At 72.9% G+C, this 14,678-nt stretch carries 12 protein-coding genes, 1 rRNA gene and 1 pseudogene; 2 read left to right on the forward strand and 12 right to left on the reverse strand.

Annotation, left to right across the window (positions count from 1 at the left end; genetic code table 11):
- Positions 1–18: 18 nt before the first annotated feature.
- From ACIQ7M_RS38815 to ACIQ7M_RS38835, 5 genes are all read right to left on the reverse strand, one after another.
- Positions 19–1,155, reverse strand: coding sequence for a glycosyltransferase family 4 protein (locus tag ACIQ7M_RS38815; protein ID WP_403653257.1), 1,137 nt, complete (start codon positions 1,153–1,155; stop codon positions 19–21).
- Positions 1,156–1,694: 539 nt separating this feature from the next.
- Positions 1,695–3,437, reverse strand: coding sequence for a DNA repair protein RecN (gene recN, locus ACIQ7M_RS38820; RefSeq protein WP_355772650.1), 1,743 nt, complete (start codon positions 3,435–3,437; stop codon positions 1,695–1,697).
- Positions 3,438–3,588: 151 nt separating this feature from the next.
- Entirely contained in the window at positions 3,589–4,494 is a 906-nt protein-coding gene (locus ACIQ7M_RS38825) for an NAD kinase (protein ID WP_355772652.1), read from the reverse strand.
- A complete protein-coding gene (locus ACIQ7M_RS38830; RefSeq protein ID WP_355772655.1) occupies positions 4,491–5,306 on the reverse strand; it encodes a TlyA family RNA methyltransferase in 816 nt (271 codons plus the stop codon). The genes ACIQ7M_RS38825 and ACIQ7M_RS38830 overlap by 4 nt, the downstream gene beginning before the upstream one ends.
- Before the next feature lie 114 nt (positions 5,307–5,420).
- On the reverse strand, positions 5,421–5,738 hold the full coding sequence (locus ACIQ7M_RS38835) for a hypothetical protein (RefSeq protein ID WP_355772658.1): 318 nt from the start codon (positions 5,736–5,738) through the stop codon (positions 5,421–5,423).
- A gap of 42 nt (positions 5,739–5,780) precedes the next feature.
- On the opposite strand from ACIQ7M_RS38835, the gene ACIQ7M_RS38840 reads away from it, so the two are divergent.
- Entirely contained in the window at positions 5,781–6,128 is a 348-nt protein-coding gene (locus ACIQ7M_RS38840) for an SCP2 sterol-binding domain-containing protein (RefSeq protein ID WP_355772661.1), read from the forward strand.
- Here ACIQ7M_RS38840 and ACIQ7M_RS38845 read toward each other — a convergent pair.
- From ACIQ7M_RS38845 to ACIQ7M_RS38860, 4 genes are all read right to left on the reverse strand, one after another.
- Positions 6,112–6,993: an ABC transporter ATP-binding protein gene (locus tag ACIQ7M_RS38845; RefSeq protein WP_403653264.1), complete on the reverse strand. Its 882-nt coding sequence runs from the start codon at positions 6,991–6,993 to the stop codon at positions 6,112–6,114. The two genes, ACIQ7M_RS38840 and ACIQ7M_RS38845, sit on opposite strands and share 17 nt — an antisense overlap.
- Positions 6,990–7,991 (reverse strand): iron chelate uptake ABC transporter family permease subunit, encoded by a 1,002-nt coding sequence (locus ACIQ7M_RS38850; RefSeq protein WP_355772675.1) that lies wholly within the window; start codon positions 7,989–7,991, stop codon positions 6,990–6,992. Before ACIQ7M_RS38850 ends, ACIQ7M_RS38845 begins: the two co-directional genes overlap by 4 nt.
- A 95-nt stretch (positions 7,992–8,086) precedes the next feature.
- Positions 8,087–9,130 carry a FecCD family ABC transporter permease gene (locus tag ACIQ7M_RS38855; RefSeq protein ID WP_389850072.1) on the reverse strand — a complete coding sequence of 348 codons (1,044 nt, stop codon included), beginning with the start codon at positions 9,128–9,130 and terminating at the stop codon, positions 8,087–8,089.
- A 294-nt stretch (positions 9,131–9,424) separates the two neighbouring features.
- On the reverse strand, positions 9,425–10,453 hold the full coding sequence (locus ACIQ7M_RS38860; protein WP_403653267.1) for an HAD hydrolase-like protein: 1,029 nt from the start codon (positions 10,451–10,453) through the stop codon (positions 9,425–9,427).
- A gap of 72 nt (positions 10,454–10,525) precedes the next feature.
- Here ACIQ7M_RS38860 and ACIQ7M_RS38865 point away from each other — a divergent pair, with 72 nt between their 5' ends.
- Positions 10,526–11,818, forward strand: a complete 1,293-nt coding sequence (locus ACIQ7M_RS38865; RefSeq protein ID WP_403653270.1) for a DUF1015 domain-containing protein — start codon at positions 10,526–10,528, stop codon at positions 11,816–11,818.
- Positions 11,819–11,920: 102 nt separating this feature from the next.
- On the opposite strand, the gene ACIQ7M_RS38870 is transcribed toward ACIQ7M_RS38865, so the two are convergent.
- The 3 genes and pseudogenes from ACIQ7M_RS38870 to rrf all read right to left on the reverse strand — a co-directional run.
- Positions 11,921–12,787 carry a hypothetical protein gene (locus ACIQ7M_RS38870; RefSeq protein ID WP_403653283.1) on the reverse strand — a complete coding sequence of 289 codons (867 nt, stop codon included), beginning with the start codon at positions 12,785–12,787 and terminating at the stop codon, positions 11,921–11,923.
- Positions 12,788–13,108: 321 nt separating this feature from the next.
- Positions 13,109–14,458: pseudogene (locus ACIQ7M_RS38875) on the reverse strand (hypothetical protein); the annotation flags it as partial.
- 125 nt (positions 14,459–14,583) lie between these two features.
- A 5S ribosomal RNA gene (rrf, locus tag ACIQ7M_RS38880) occupies positions 14,584–14,678 on the reverse strand; the annotation flags it as partial.

Genomic DNA, 14,678 nt, shown 5'->3' on the forward strand with positions numbered 1-14,678 from the left:
CCGCCGCTTCGGCGCCGGTCAGGCCAGCGGCCGGAACCGGGTGAACTCGTCGTAGACGCTGAGCACTTGGGCGACCGTCTCGTCCTCGGTCGGCCAGGTGGCGGCCTGCCGGGTGCCCCTCTCCCGCAGCGCCTCCTGACGCGCCGGATCGGCGAGCACGCGTACGACGGCGTCGGCCAGCGCCTTCGCGTTGCCGTACGGGACGAGTTCGGCCGCGTCACCGACCATCTCGGGGATGCCCCCGACCGCCGTGGCGACGAGCGGGACACGCGCGTGCAGGGCCTCCTGCGCCAGCACCGAGCGAGACTCCCATCGGCTGGGCAGCAGCACGACGTCGGCGGCCGCCAGGAGTTCCGCGACGTCCTCGCGCCGCCCGATGAGCCGGACCGGCAGTTCCTCGTCCTCGATCCGGCGCTGGAGAATCGCGCGCAGCGGCCCCTCCCCCGCGATCACCAGCAGCGGCATGGGATCGAGGCGGCACCAGGCGCGCGAGGCGTCCAGGAGGGTGTGATAGCCGCGGTGCCGGTCGAGCGAGCCGACCGCGATGAGCAACGGGCGGTCGGTCGCGCCGAGTTCGGCCCGTGCCTTGTGCCGGAACCGGTCGGGTTCCACCGGCTCGACGGGCGGGCGCGGCGCCGGGAACGCGACGGCGGCGAGCCGCGCGTCGCGCGCGCCCCTTCCACGGGCCCGGTCCACCAGGTCGGACGAGGTCCCGAGCACCACGTCGGCGGCCCTGGCGACCCGGCGTTCGACGAGCCGCAGGACATGGGCCCGGGCGCCTTCCGCCTCCGAGCGGGTGTGCCAGGTGACGACGAGGGGGACGCGGCGCCCGCTGAGCGCCAGTGCCGCCCGCAGCGCCGCGTGGATCCCGTGCGCGTGCACCAGATCGGCGTCCGCGCAGGCCGCCCGCAGTGCGGCCACCGCGGCGGGGTCGCTGCTGCGGGGCACGGGCACGTGGTGCGCGCCGACGCCGGTGAATCCGTACACGCGGTCCGCCTCGGCGGGGGCGCAGACGGTGACCCTGACCCCCCGGGCGACGAGACCCGCGGCCAGCGACCGTACGTGCGCGCTGCTGCCCGCGCTTCCGCCGCCGAGCACCTGCACGGTGCGCAGCGGCGACTGGCCGTGCGCTGAGTGGCTGCTCACGTGGCTCACGTGGCCGGGGCTCCTGGTTCGGCGTCGGACGGTCACGAGGAAACGTACAGAAGGACCGTGCGGAGAAAGGGATACCGCACGTCGTGCACCGCGTACTACGCCAAGGATGCCAGGCCGCCCGGGCGTTCCGGCACCGCCATCACGACGAGGGCACGTCAGACAAGGCAACCCGGCGACGACGGTCACCCGCACGAGTGATGAATAGTCCATTCCGGGGAGGACCGAACCACACGACCGAATAGGCCCCCTGGCCCCGCGGGTAACCCCTGCCTCCGGAAGGCGCCGGGCGCATCACGCGTCACCTCGGCACCGAGGACGCCCTCGCGCGCCACACCGACGGCAAAGATGCACCCGCGCACCACCCAGCGCACCCAAACCCCCGCACTCCCCGGATTCAGCCCCTCCGGCGTTTGAGGAGCGGGGTCTGGGGCGGAGCCCCAGGGGTGGGACGGGCAGGGGCGGAGGGGGCGAGAAACGCTGCAGGAGGCAGACCCGCCCCGGCGAGGGAGCAGGCCCACCCCGCCGGGGAAAGACCCCCGCTACGCGTCGGCGCGAGCAGCCGCCAGGAGTTCCTCCGCGTGGGCCCGGGCCGTCTGGGAGTCCTCCTGCCCCGCGAGCATCCGGGACAGCTCACGGATGCGCTCCTCACCCTCCAGCACCTTCACCCCGGACCGGGTCACCGAGCCGTCGTTGGTCTTCTCGACCAGAAGCTGCCGGTCGGCGAAGGCGGCCACCTGCGGCAGGTGCGTCACGACGACGACCTGCGCGCTCTTGGCCAGCTTCGCCAGCCGACGCCCGATCTCGACCGCGGCCTTGCCGCCGACGCCCGCGTCGACCTCGTCGAAGAGATACGTCGGCACGGGGTCGGTCCCGGCGAACACGACCTCGACCGCGAGCATCACGCGCGAGAGCTCACCGCCGGACGCGCCCTTGGCGATGGGTCGCGGCGGCGCCCCGGGGTGCGGGGCGAGCAGGAGTTCCACCTCGTCGACACCGGCCGGGCCGTAGGCCACCGGGCGTCCGCCGACCTCCACCCCCTCCGGGTCGTCGGTCTGCCGGATCTCGAACGACACGCGCGCGTGCGGCATGGCGAGCGAGGCCAGCTCGGCGGTGACGGCGGCGGCGAACCGCTCGGCGGCCTCCGTACGGGCGTCCGTCAGAGCCTGGGCGAGGCCGCCGAGTTCGCCGCGCAGAGCGTCCCGCTCGGCGGTCAGTTCGCCGATCCGGTCGTCGTCGCCGTCGAGTTCGGTGAGCCGCTCGGCACTCCGCTCGGCCCAGGCGATCACGGCGTCGATGTCCTCGCCGTACTTGCGAGTGAGCTGGGTGAGCGCGGCCCTGCGCTCCTCGACGGCCGCCAGCCGCAGCGGGTCGGCGTCGAGGTCGTCTGCGTAGCCCGCGAGTTCGCCCGCGACGTCGCCCAGCAGGATGGCGATCTCGCCGATCCGCCCGGACAGCGTGGCGAGGGCCGAGTCGTGCGACCGCACGGCCTCCAGTGCCCGGTGGGCGCCCGCGACGAGCGTGGCCGCGTCGATGCCCTCCGGATCCTCGGGGTTGCCCGCCAGCGCCGCGTGCGCGACGGTCGCGGCCGATGCCAGCGCCTCCGCGTGACCGAGCCGCTCGGCCTCCGCCGCCAGCTCCGCGTCCTCGCCCGCGCGCGGCTCGACGGCCGCGATCTCGTCGAGTCCGAAGCGCAGCAGGTCGGCTTCCTGGGCCCGTTCCCGGGCGCGCGTCGTGATCTCGTCCAGCTCGGCCGAGACGGCCCGCAGCCGGCGGTGGGCCCCCGCGTACTTGGCGAGGGGGACGGCGACCGCGTCACCCGCGTACCGGTCCAGGGCCTGCCGCTGCCGGGACAGCTTGAGCAGTCCCTGCTGGTCGGTCTGGCCGTGCACCGCGACGAGTTCGTCGGCGAGCTCGGCGAGCACGCCCACCGGCACCGAACGCCCGCCGAGATGCGCGCGTGAACGCCCCTCCGCCGAAACGGTACGGCTGATCAGCAGCACGCCCTCGTCGAGCTCGGCGCCCGCCTCCTCGGCCCGTACGACGGCCGTCCCGCCCGGGGGCACGCTGATCCGCCCCTCCACGACCGCGCTCTTGGCGCCGATCCGCACGAGGGCCGGGTCGGCCCGCCCTCCCAGCAGCAGCCCGAGGCTGGTGACCACCATCGTCTTGCCCGCACCGGTCTCACCGGTCACGGCGGTGAAGCCGGGTGACAACTCGACGACCGCGTCGTCGATGACTCCGAGCGACCGTATCCGCATCTCCTCCAACACGTCCCCGACCATACGAGGTTTTCCTCGCGCCGTGCGACGCCGCCCCCCGCAAAGAGAACCGAGCGTTACCTGACGGGGGTGTTCTCGTTCGCCGACGGACCGTGCGGAAGCGGCCCGGCACCCGGGCGGAACCCGGGTGCCGGGCCGGTCACCGGGACCTGCCCTAGTGCGGTGCCCCGCGCCATCCGGAGACCGGCAGCGCGAACTTGGCGACGAGCCGGTCGGTGAAGGAGGCGTGGTGCAGCCGGGCGAGCCGCACGGGCACGGCCCCCCGCCGCACCTCGACCCGCGCGCCCGGCGGCAGCTCCACCGTCCGCCGCCCGTCGCACCACAGCACACCCGGCGGGACGTGCGGCAGCACCTCCACGGCGAGCACGGAGTCCGGCGAGGTCACCAGCGGCTTGGCGAACAGGGCGTGCGCGCTGATCGGCACCATCAGCAGCGCCTCGACCTCGGGCCAGACCACGGGTCCGCCCGCCGAGAACGCGTACGCCGTCGACCCGGTCGGAGTCGCGCAGACGATCCCGTCGCAGCCGAACCCGGTGACGGGCCGCCCGTCGATCTCCAGCACCACTTCGAGGAGCTTCTCGGCGGACACCTTCTGCACGGCCGCCTCGTTCAGCGCCCAGTCGGTGTGCACGATGTCGCCGTTGCGGTGCACGACGACGTCGACCGTCATGCGTTCCTCGACCTCGTAGGCCTTGGTGACGACCCGGTCGACGACCTTGTCCAGATCGTCGCGTTCGGCCTCGGCGAGGAAGCCGACGCGCCCGAGGTTCACGCCGAGCATCGGCACCCCGGAGGCGCGGGCGAACTCCGCGCCGCGCAGCAGCGTTCCGTCACCGCCCAGGACGATGAGCAGCTCGCAGCCGTCGAGGCACTGCGGAGTGGCCTCCTGGACCAGCTCCACCTCGTGGGGCAGCGGCAGATCGGCCGCCTCGGCCGCGAGGACCCGCACGCCGATCCCGGAGCGCAGCAGCCCCTGGACGACCAGCTCGGCGCTTCGGATGGCTGCCGGCCGCCCGGTGTGGGCCAGCAGGAAAACAGTACGAGCTCGGGTCTGTGTCAACGCGGCCCCTCCGCCACTGCACGGTCAACGTCGGCCGGGTCCAGTTCGGGTGCCCCGGCCCGCAGCCACAGAAAGTACTCGACGTTGCCCGACGGTCCGGGCAACGGGCTCGCTGTCACGCCCTTCACTCCGAGCCCCAGTTCCCGGGCTCGCCCCGCCACGCCGCGCACGGTCTCGGCGCGCAGCTCCGGGCTGCGCACGACACCGCCGCTGCCCAGCCTGTCCTTCCCCACCTCGAACTGCGGCTTGACCATCATCACCAGGTCGGCATCCGGCGCCGTGCACCGCGCGAGGGCGGGCAGCACCAGTCCGAGCGGGATGAAGGACAGATCCCCGACAACAAGGTCCACGGGCTCCCCATCGATCGCCTCCAACGTCAACTCGCGTACGTTCGTACGGTCCTTGACGGTGACGCGTTCATCGCTCTGGAGAGACCACGCAAGTTGTCCGTAACCGACGTCCACGGCGAGGACATGGGCGGCGCCCGCGCGCAGCAGTACGTCGGTGAAGCCTCCGGTGGACGCTCCGGCGTCCAGTGCCCGCCGTCCCTCGACCTTCAGGCCCTGCGGGCCGAAGACGGCGAGCGCGCCGGCGAGCTTGTGTCCGCCGCGCGAGACGTAGTCGGGGTCGCTGTCGTCCTTGCTGACCACGATCGCCGCGGCGGTCTCGACCTGCGTGGCGGGCTTGGTCGCGAGGGTCTTGCCCACGCTGACCCGGCCCGCGGCGATGAGCTGTCCGGCGTGCTCGCGCGAGCGGGCGAGCTTCCTGCGGACCAGCTCGGCGTCGAGGCGGCGGCGTGCCACTCCTGCCACGTTCGGTTCAGCTCCTGCGGTCGTACGGCGATGGAAAGGGGTGCCCGGAGGGTTCTCCGGGTGTCCCGAAGGTCCTTCGAAGGCCCGGAACGTTCTCCGGTGTCCCGAAGGATCTCATTGCGGGGCGGCGCCCGGGTGGCCGCCGGGAGCCGGGGCTCCCGGGCGGACGTCGAGCGCGGTGAGCTCGTCGCGCAGCCCCCGGTGCACATCCTCGTACACCTCGAGGTGTCCGTCCGTGGCGAGGTGGTCGGCGTCGGCCAGCCGGTCGAGCCGGGCGTCGACGTCGGCGTGGCCCGTCGGGACGCGCGGCACGTTCAGCGGGGCAGGTGCGGCGGGGTCGTACGCGGGTTCCGGTTCGGCCTCCGCGGCCGGGCCGGGCTCCCGCGCGGTGACGGCCTCGGGGAGCTCGCCCTCGGGGACTGAGTCGTTCATGCCCCGACGCTACCGCGAAGGGCTGCGGTACCGTCGATCACGATGGCGACGACTGAGGAGTGCCGCACCGCACTCGACAAGCTTTCGGACAACATGGCGGGCGCCGACGGGGACGTACGTGCCGCGGCGGCCCTGGACCGCTCGCTGAGCTGCCGTATCACCGACCTGGACATCACCTTCGTCGGGCGGCTCAGGGGCGGCCGTATCGAGGTGCTGGACACGCTCCAGGGCCCGCCCCCCGAGCGGGCCCAGATCCGCCTGACCATGAAGGGCGACGACCTGGTGGCGATGGTGAACGGCGAGCTGAACTTCGCCAAGGCCTGGGGCTCGGGCCGGGTGAAGCTGGAGGCGGGCCTGCGCGACCTGCTCCGGCTCAGGACCCTTCTGTAGCGGCCACGGCGACGCGGACCCTGGCCTTGCGGGCCGCGGGCACCACGAGGGGCGTCCCGGTCTCGGGGTCGTCGATGACCTGGCAGCGCAGTCCGAAGACCTCCTCGACCAGTTCGGCCGTGACGATGTCGTTCGGGGCGCCCTCGGCGACGACCTGGCCCTCGCGCAGCGCGATCAGGTGGGTGGCGTAGCGGGCCGCGTGGTTGAGGTCGTGCAGTACGGCGACCAGGGTGCGGCCCTGCGTCTCGTGGAGCTCGGCGCACAGGTCGAGGACGTCGATCTGGTGCTGGATGTCGAGGTAGGTCGTCGGCTCGTCCAGCAGGAGCAGCGGGGTCTGCTGCGCGAGCGCCATCGCGATCCACACACGCTGCCGCTGACCGCCGGACAATTCGTCGACATAGCGATCGGCGAGTTCGGCGACCCCGGTCGAGGCCATCGACTCCTGGACCACCCGCTCGTCCTCCGCGGACCACTGCCGCAGCAGGCCCTGGTGGGGATAGCGGCCCCGGCCGACGAGGTCGCCGACCGTGATCCCGTCCGGCGCGATCGACGACTGCGGCAGCAGCCCGAGGGTGCGCGCCACCTTCTTCGCCGGCATCGACTGGATCGCCTGTCCGTCGAGCAGGACCCGCCCGGCCGAGGGCTTGAGCATGCGCGACAGGGCGCGCAGCAGGGTGGACTTGCCGCAGGCGTTCGGGCCGACGATCACCGTGAAGGACCGGTCGGGAATCTCCACCGACAGCTTCTCCGCGATGACACGCTGGTCGTAGGCGAGGGTGACGTCGTCGGCGGACAGGCGGTTCACAGTGCTCCTTGGGGTGTTCTCGTCCGCGGTCACGGGGGTGGCCTTCGCCGGGCCGCTCATATCCGGCCCGCCTTGCGTTCGGTGACCAGCAGCCACAGCAGGTAGACGCCGCCGAGGACGCCGGTGACGACGCCGACGGGCAGTTGGTCGGCGCCGAAGGCGCGCTGCGAGGCCCAGTCCGCGACGATGAGCAGGGTCGCGCCCATGCACATCGAGGCCATCAGGTTCGGTCCGGGCGACCGGGTGAGCCGCCGGGCGAGCTGCGGCGCGGTGAGCGCCACGAAGCCGACCGGGCCCGCGGCGGCGGTGGCACCCGCGGTGAGCAGCACGGCGGCCACCATCAGCAGCAGCCGCGTCCGCTCGACGCTCACTCCGAGGGCGTACGACACGTCGTCGCCCATCTCCATCATCCGCAGCCCGCGCGCGTTGCCGAGGACGAGGGGGACGAGGACGGCGCACATGATGAGCAGCGGCCAGACCTGGGCCCAGTCCCGGCCGTTGAGGGAGCCGGTCATCCAGACGACGGCGCGGGCCGCGTCGACGAGGTCGGCCTTGGTGAGGAGATAGCCGTTGACCGCCGTGACGACCGCGGAGACACCGATGCCGACGAGGACGAGCCGATAGCCGTGCACGCCCCGCTTCCACGCGAGCAGATAGATGGCGAGCCCGGTCAGCAGTCCCCCGACGAGCGCTCCGAGGGCGACCTCGGTCGCGCTGCCCGAGAACAGCACGATCATGACGAGCGCGCCGGCCGTGGCCCCCTGGCCGAGCCCGAGCACGTCGGGGCTGCCCAGCGGGTTGCGGGAGATCGACTGGAAGAGCGCTCCGGCCAGCCCGAGCGAGGCCCCCACCAGCAGTCCGACGAGGACGCGCGGCAGCCGCAGTTCGTTGACGATGAACTCCTGGCCGGGGCTGCCGCCGCCGGTCAGGGTCTTGAGCACGTCGCCGGCCGGGATCGGGAAGTCGCCTGTGCCGATCAGCACCACGCTCGCCGCGGCCGCGGCCACCAGCAGCGAGGCGACCACGGTGACCATGCGGATGTCGAGCCGGAAGGACAGGCCGCCGACGGTGCGGACGGCCCGGACACGGCGCGCGGGGAGCGCCGGGACGCTCCGGTCGCGGGCGGTTCGGGTGCTTCGGACACGTGGGGTCGTCACAGCTGCGCCGTCCTCCGTCGCCGTACGAGAAAGATGAAGACCGGACCGCCCAGCACCGCGGTGACGATGCCGACCTGAAGCTCCGCCGGCCGGGCGATCATCCGCCCCAGGACATCGGCGCCGAGCAGCAGCACGGGCGACAGGACGGTGGCGTACGGCAGGATCCAGCGCAGGTCGGGCCCGGTGAAGGAGCGGACGGCGTGCGGGACCATGAGCCCGACGAACACGATCGGTCCGCAGGCGGCAGTCGCGGCGCCGCAGAGCACGGTCGCGGCGGCCATGGACAGCGCGCGGGTGCGGTTCAGGTTGGCGCCGAGCGCCCGGGCGGTGTCGTCACCCATGGCCATCGCGTTCAGCGGCCGGGCGAGGGCCAGCGCGACGAGCGCGCCGACGCCGAGGAAGGGGGCCACCTGCTCGATCGTCGAGTCGGTCGCCGAGGCGAGCGAACCGACGGTCCAGAAGCGCATCTTGCCGAGCGCCGCGTCGTCCATGATCATCACGGCTTGCAGATAGCCGTACAGCGCGGCGCTGATCGCGGTTCCGGCGAGCGCGAGCCGCACCGGGGTCGCGCCCCGGCTGCCGCCCAGGAACCAGACCAGCGCTCCGACGGCCGCCGCGCCGAAGAAGGCGAACCAGACGTAGCCGCTCAGCGAGGTGACGCCGAAGTACGTGATCGCGGTGACGACGGCGGCGGACGCGCCCGCGTTGATCCCCAGCAGACCGGGGTCGGCCAGCGGATTGCGGGTCAGCGCCTGGAGGACGGCACCGGACAGCCCGAGCGCGGCGCCGACCAGCAGCCCGAGCACGGTGCGCGAGATCCGGTCACCGACGACGACGTCCGCGTACGTCCCAGAGTCGTGGAACAGGCCGTGCCACACCTGGTCCAACGGCAGCGCTTTCGCGCCGATCGCGATACTCGCCAGCGCGACCAGCAGCAGGACCCCCACGGATACGAGGAGTCCAAGAGTCCGTATCGCCCGGCGGCTTGGGGGCGCGGGGGCGGTTTCCGCGCGCTGTTCAGGAGGACTGTCGACCAACACGAGGTTAGGTTAGCCTACCCTCGCGTTGCGCTTGGGTGGGCCCGCACCCTTGATCCCGGACCGAAGCCCAGGTCAGCCCTCGTGGCGACCCAGTCCGCCACGAGGAACACCACCCCGGCACCCGCACCTTCCCCCGGCGCCGGGACCGCCAGGACCTGCCGAGCCGGACACACCCCGGCGGGCCAAACACCAAACCGCCGGTCACCCGGGTCCCACAACCCGAGCCGACGCCTTCCCCCGGTCAAGCAGGTCCGGGAAGGCCGGGCCGACGTCTTCCCGCCGGTCGCACGGGTCCTACAGGCCCAGCCGGGCCAGCGCCTTCCCGCCGTCCAGCTCGCACACGCCCTCGCCCGCGGCCGTCCACGCGGCCGCGCACAGCGCCCGCAGCCCGTCCAAGGCCTCGCCCTCGCCCGTCAGCTCCAGTGCGTCGGCGCCCGCCGTCGCCGTCCAGCCGCCGCAGCGGAACCCGTCGCCCGCCTCGACGACCTCGGGCTGCCCGGTGAGCATGCCGCGCAGATCGGCGTCGACGTACGTCGGACGGTGCCGCGGCGGCGCGGCGAGAAGCTGCGCCCCGTCCGTCACACCGGTGAGGACGAGCAGCGAGTCCACCTCTCCGTTGAACGCGCCCTCGACGTCCGTGTCCAGCCGGTCCCCGACCACCAGAGGCCGATCGGCCCCGGTCCGCAGGATCGTCTCGCGGTGCATCGGGGGCAACGGCTTGCCCGCCACCCGCGGCTCGGCACCCGTGGCGATGCGGACGACCTCCACCGCCGCACCGTTCCCCGGCGCGATCCCGCGCGCACCCGGAATCGTCAGATCCGTGTTGGAGGCGAACCAGGGCACCCCGCGCGCGATGGCGTAGCACGCCTCCGCGAAGCGGGACCAGGTCAGATCGGGACCGCCGTACCCCTGCACGACCGCCACGGGCTCGTCCTCCGCCGAGTCCACCGGCTCCAGCCCGCGCTCCCGGAGCGCGACCCGCAGCCCCTCGCCGCCGATGACCAGCACACGCGACCCCGCCGGCACCTGCTCGCTGATGAGCCGGGCCACGGCCTGCGCCGAGGTGATGACGTCCGCCTCCACCGTCGGGATGCCCAGCTCCGTCAGGTGCCCGGCGACCGCGTCCGGAGTACGCAGCGCGTTGTTGGTGACGTACGCGAGGTGCATCCCGCCCGCGCGCGCCGTCGCCAGCGATTCCACGGCGTGGGCGATGGCGTCACCGCCCGCGTACACCACACCGTCCAGGTCCAGCAGCGCGGTGTCGTACGCCTCGCTCAGGGCCTGCTCACTGCCCTCGGGCCGCGTCCTGACGGTCTGGCTCATTGCGCATCGCTCCTCGTTCGATCCCGTTGCCCCGATCATCCCGCATGCCACGGACACACTTACGATGCCCCAATGAACTATGCAGGTCCCGAGGAGGAAACACCGGCAGGGAGCGGCCTCGAACTCACCCCGTTCCGAGGCCTGCGCTACGACCCCGACCGGGTCGGCAGCCTGGCCGCCGTGACGTCCCCGCCGTACGACGTGATCGTCCGGCCCGACGGACTGCTCGAACTCGAATCGGCCGACCCGTACAACATCGTCCGGCTCATCCTCCCGCAGGACGGCACCCCCGCCGCCCGCAACCGCCAGGCGGCCGACACGCTGAACCGCTGGCTGTCGGAGGGCATCCTGGCCGCCGATCCCGAGCCGGGCCTGTACGTGTACGAGCAGCGCGACGGCGACCTGCTGCAACGCGGCGTGATCGGCAATCTGCGGCTGTCCGATCCGGCCGACGGCGTCGTGCTCCCGCACGAGGACGTGATGCCGCACGTCATCGCGGACCGCGCGGCCCTGATGCGCGCCACCTCCGCCAACCTCGAACCCCTGCTGCTGACCTATCGCGGCAACGGTTCCGGGTACGGCACCGCCGCCGTCATCGAGCGCACCGCCGCTCTGCCCCCGCTGCTGTCCACCACCACGGAGGACGGCATCAGCCATCGCCTGTGGGCGGTCACGGACCCGGCGGAGCTCACGGAGATCCGCACGGACCTCGGCCGGCACCAGGCCCTCATCGCCGACGGACACCACCGCTGGGCGACGTACCTTCGTCTACGCGCGGAGCATCCTTCGCCGAGCCCCTGGGACTACGGTCTGGTCCTCCTCGTGGACACCGCCCGCTACCCGCTGCGCGTCCGGGCCATCCACCGCCTGCTGCACCGCCTGCCGGTCGCCGACGCGCTGGCCGCCCTCGGGGACTCCTTCCGCGTACGTCACCTCGACGTACCCCTCCCCGAGGCGCTGGAGTCCCTCGCCGCCGCGGCCGCCGAGGGGAACGCCTTCCTGCTCGCCGGCGACGGCGCCTTCCACCTCGTCGACCGCCCGTCGCCCGACCTCCTCGCCCGGACGATCCCCGCCGAGCACCCGGAAGCCTGGCGCGCGCTGGACGCGACGGTCCTGCACGCCACGCTCCTGGACCATGTGTGGGGCATCCCTGAGGACTCCCCCGCCGACATCGCGTACATCCACGACACGACCGCCACGGTCGAGAAGGCGGAGCACGACGGGGGCACGGCCGTCCTGATGCACCCGGTCCACGAGGAAGTGGTACGCGAACTCGCGCGCCAGGGGGTCACGATGCCGCGCAAGTCGACCTCCTTCGGGCCGAAGCCGGCGTCCGGTCTCGTCCTGCGGGCGCTCACTCCCTGAGAAGGCCGCGGTCCCGGGGAACACCCGCGGAAACGCCACGTGGGCGGCGGGGCACCTTGAAGGTGTCCCGCCGCCCACGTGTTTGCGCCGTGGTGTCCGGCGTCAGCTCTGCGGACGGTGAGGAGCGTCGTCCTCGTCCTTCTCGTCCTCGTGCTCGTCCTCGTCGAGGTCGTCGACGTCGTCCGTGATCCCGTCCGTGGTCACGGACTCGATCTCGTCGTCGTCCTCGTCCTCGTCGTCCTCGGCGTCGTCCTCGTCCGCGTCCTGGTGCTCGTTCTCGGCGAGGGTCTCCGTCGCGGTCCCGGTCGTGTCCGCGGCCCCGGCCTCGCCGTCCTCGACGAGGGCGTCGACGAACTCGACGCCGTCCATCTCGGCGAGCCGGTCGGAGGCGTCCGTGCTGCCGTCCTTGTCGGACTCGACGGTCTTGGCGAACCACTCACGTGCCTCGCCCTCGCGTCCGGCGGCGAGGAGCGCGTCGGCGTAGGCGTACCGCAGTCGGGCGGTCCAGGGCTGGACGGAGTTCGAGGCGAGCTCGGGGCTCTGCAGGGTGACGATGGCGGCGTCGAGCTGATCCATGTCACGCCGGGCACCGGCCGCCACGAGCCGCATCTCGACCTGACTCGCCTTGTCCAGCTTCTGGACCTCGGGCGCCCCGGCCATCTCCAGCGCCTTCTCGGGCCTGCCGAGACCGCGCTCGCAGTCCGCCATCACGGGCCACAGCTCCGCGCTGCCGGTCATCCGGCGTGCGGCACGGAACTCGGCGAGCGCCTCGCTGAACTTCTGGTTCGCGTACGCGGCGAAGCCGGCGGCCTCGCGCACGGCGGCGACACGTGAGGCCAGCCGCAGGGCGATCCTCGAGTACGCGTAGGCGGCCTCGGGGTCCTCGTCGATGAGCCGGGCGACCATCACCAGGTTGCGCGAGACCTCCTCGGCCAGGCCCTTGGGCAGGCTGAGGAGCTCCTGCCGCACGTCCTTGTCGATCTCCTCACCCGTGACGTCGTCCGGGATGGGCAGACGCTTGATCGGTTCGCGGTCCCGGTCCCGCTCGTCGCGGTAGCTGCCGCCACCTCGGCGGTCGTCGCCACCGCGGTCGTCGCGGCCACGGAAGCCACCGGGACGCCCGCCCCGGTCGTCGCGGCGCGGTCCACCACGGCTGTCGTCGCGTCCCCGGTCGTCACGGCCACGGAAGCCGCCGCCGCTGCCACCGCGGCTGTCGTCGCGACGGAAGCCACCACGGTCGTCGTCACGGCGCGGGCCGCTGGGCCGCTCGTCACGACGGAAGTCGCCACGGTCGTCGCGACGGAACGGCGGACGGTCGCTGTCCCGGCGCTCGTCGCGGCGGAAGTCGCCGCCACCCCGGTTGTCGTCCCGGCGGAAGCCACCGCGGTCGTCGTCGCGACGGGGGCTGCTGGGCCGCTCGTCACGACGGAAGGAGGACGGACGGTCCGCATCACGGCGGAAGCCGCCACGGTCGTCGTCACGGCGCGGGCCGCTGGGCCGCTCGTCACGACGGAAGTCGCCACGGTCGTCGCGACGGAAGCCACCACCGCTGCCACCGCGGTTGTCGTCACGGCGGAAACCGCCGGTACTGCCACCACGGTCGTCACGACGGAAGCCACCGCCACTGCTGCCACGGTCGCCGCCGCCACGGTTGTCATCGCGGCGGAAACCGCCACCAGCACTGCCACCACGGTCGTCACGACGGAAGCCACCGCCACTGCTGCCACGGTCGCCGCCGCCACGGTTGTCATCGCGGCGGAAGCCACCGCGGTCGTCGTCGCGACGGGGGCTGCTGGGCCGCTCGTCACGACGGAAGTCGCCACGGTCGTCGCGACGGAAGCCGCCACCGCTGCCACCACCGCGGTTGTCGTCACGGCGGAAGCCGCCGGCACTGCCACCACGGTCATCACGACGGAAGCCACCACCGCTGGCGCCACGGTCGCCGCCACCACGGTTGTCATCGCGACGGAAGCCACCACGGTCACTGCCGCCGCGGTTGTCGTCACGGCGGAAGCCGCCGGCACTGCCACCACGGTCATCACGACGGAAGCCACCACCGCTGGCGCCACGGCTGTCATCACGACGGAAGCCGCCTCCGCTGCCGCCACCACGGTTGTCATCGCGACGGAAGCCGCCACCGGCACTGCCACCGCCGCGGTTGTCGTCACGGCGGAAGCCGCCACGGTCGCCGCCACCCTGACGGTCGTCGCGGCGGTAGCCGCCGCGGTCGTCCTCACGGCGGGGGCTGCTGGGCCGATCGTCGCGGTTGAAAGCGGGACGGTCCCCGTCCCGACGGAAGCCGCCGGTACTGCCACCACGGTCGTCGCGACGCGGACCGCTGGGCCGGTCGTCACGACGGAACGGCGGCCGACCGCCCCGATCGCCCTCACGACGGTCATCTCGCCCGCGGTACCCACCGCCGCCGCTGCCGGTGCCGCCACCACGGCTGTCGTCGCGACGGAATCCGCCACGGTCACCACCGCGGTCGCCACCCCGGTCGCCGTCACGGCGATCGTCACGCCGGCCGGAGCCACCTCGGTCGTTGTCTCGGCGCGGACCACCGCGGTTGTCACCGCGGTCACCACTGTCACGACGGCGCTCGTCGCGCTCCGGTCGCTCGTCGGGAGAGTTGGTGGACATGGGTGACTCCTGTCTTCGGTACCGCAAGTCATTCTCGCGCAGCCGGGTACCCGGCGCGCTTCGGCAAAACAAAAAAGGACCCTTGGCCCCAGCGAGTCGCTGGGACCAAGGGTCCTCCAATTTTAGTTCGGCGGCGTCCTACTCTCCCACAGGGTCCCCCCTGCAGTACCATCGGCGCTGTGAGGCTTAGCTTCCGGGTTCGGAATGTAACCGGGCGTTT

The organism is Streptomyces sp. NPDC096324 (assembly GCF_044763015.1).
GTDB lineage: Bacteria > Actinomycetota > Actinomycetes > Streptomycetales > Streptomycetaceae > Streptomyces.

Coding starts and splice junctions, on each gene's coding strand:
- ACIQ7M_RS38860 (WP_403653267.1), bottom strand. CDS start 10,453: ATGAGCCAGACCGTCAGGACGCGGCCCGAGGGCAGTGAGCAGGCCCTG.
- recN (WP_355772650.1), bottom strand. CDS start 3,437: ATGGTCGGGGACGTGTTGGAGGAGATGCGGATACGGTCGCTCGGAGTC.
- ACIQ7M_RS38845 (WP_403653264.1), bottom strand. CDS start 6,993: ATGAGCGGCCCGGCGAAGGCCACCCCCGTGACCGCGGACGAGAACACC.
- ACIQ7M_RS38865 (WP_403653270.1), top strand. CDS start 10,526: ATGAACTATGCAGGTCCCGAGGAGGAAACACCGGCAGGGAGCGGCCTC.
- ACIQ7M_RS38840 (WP_355772661.1), top strand. CDS start 5,781: ATGGCGACGACTGAGGAGTGCCGCACCGCACTCGACAAGCTTTCGGAC.
- ACIQ7M_RS38835 (WP_355772658.1), bottom strand. CDS start 5,738: ATGAACGACTCAGTCCCCGAGGGCGAGCTCCCCGAGGCCGTCACCGCG.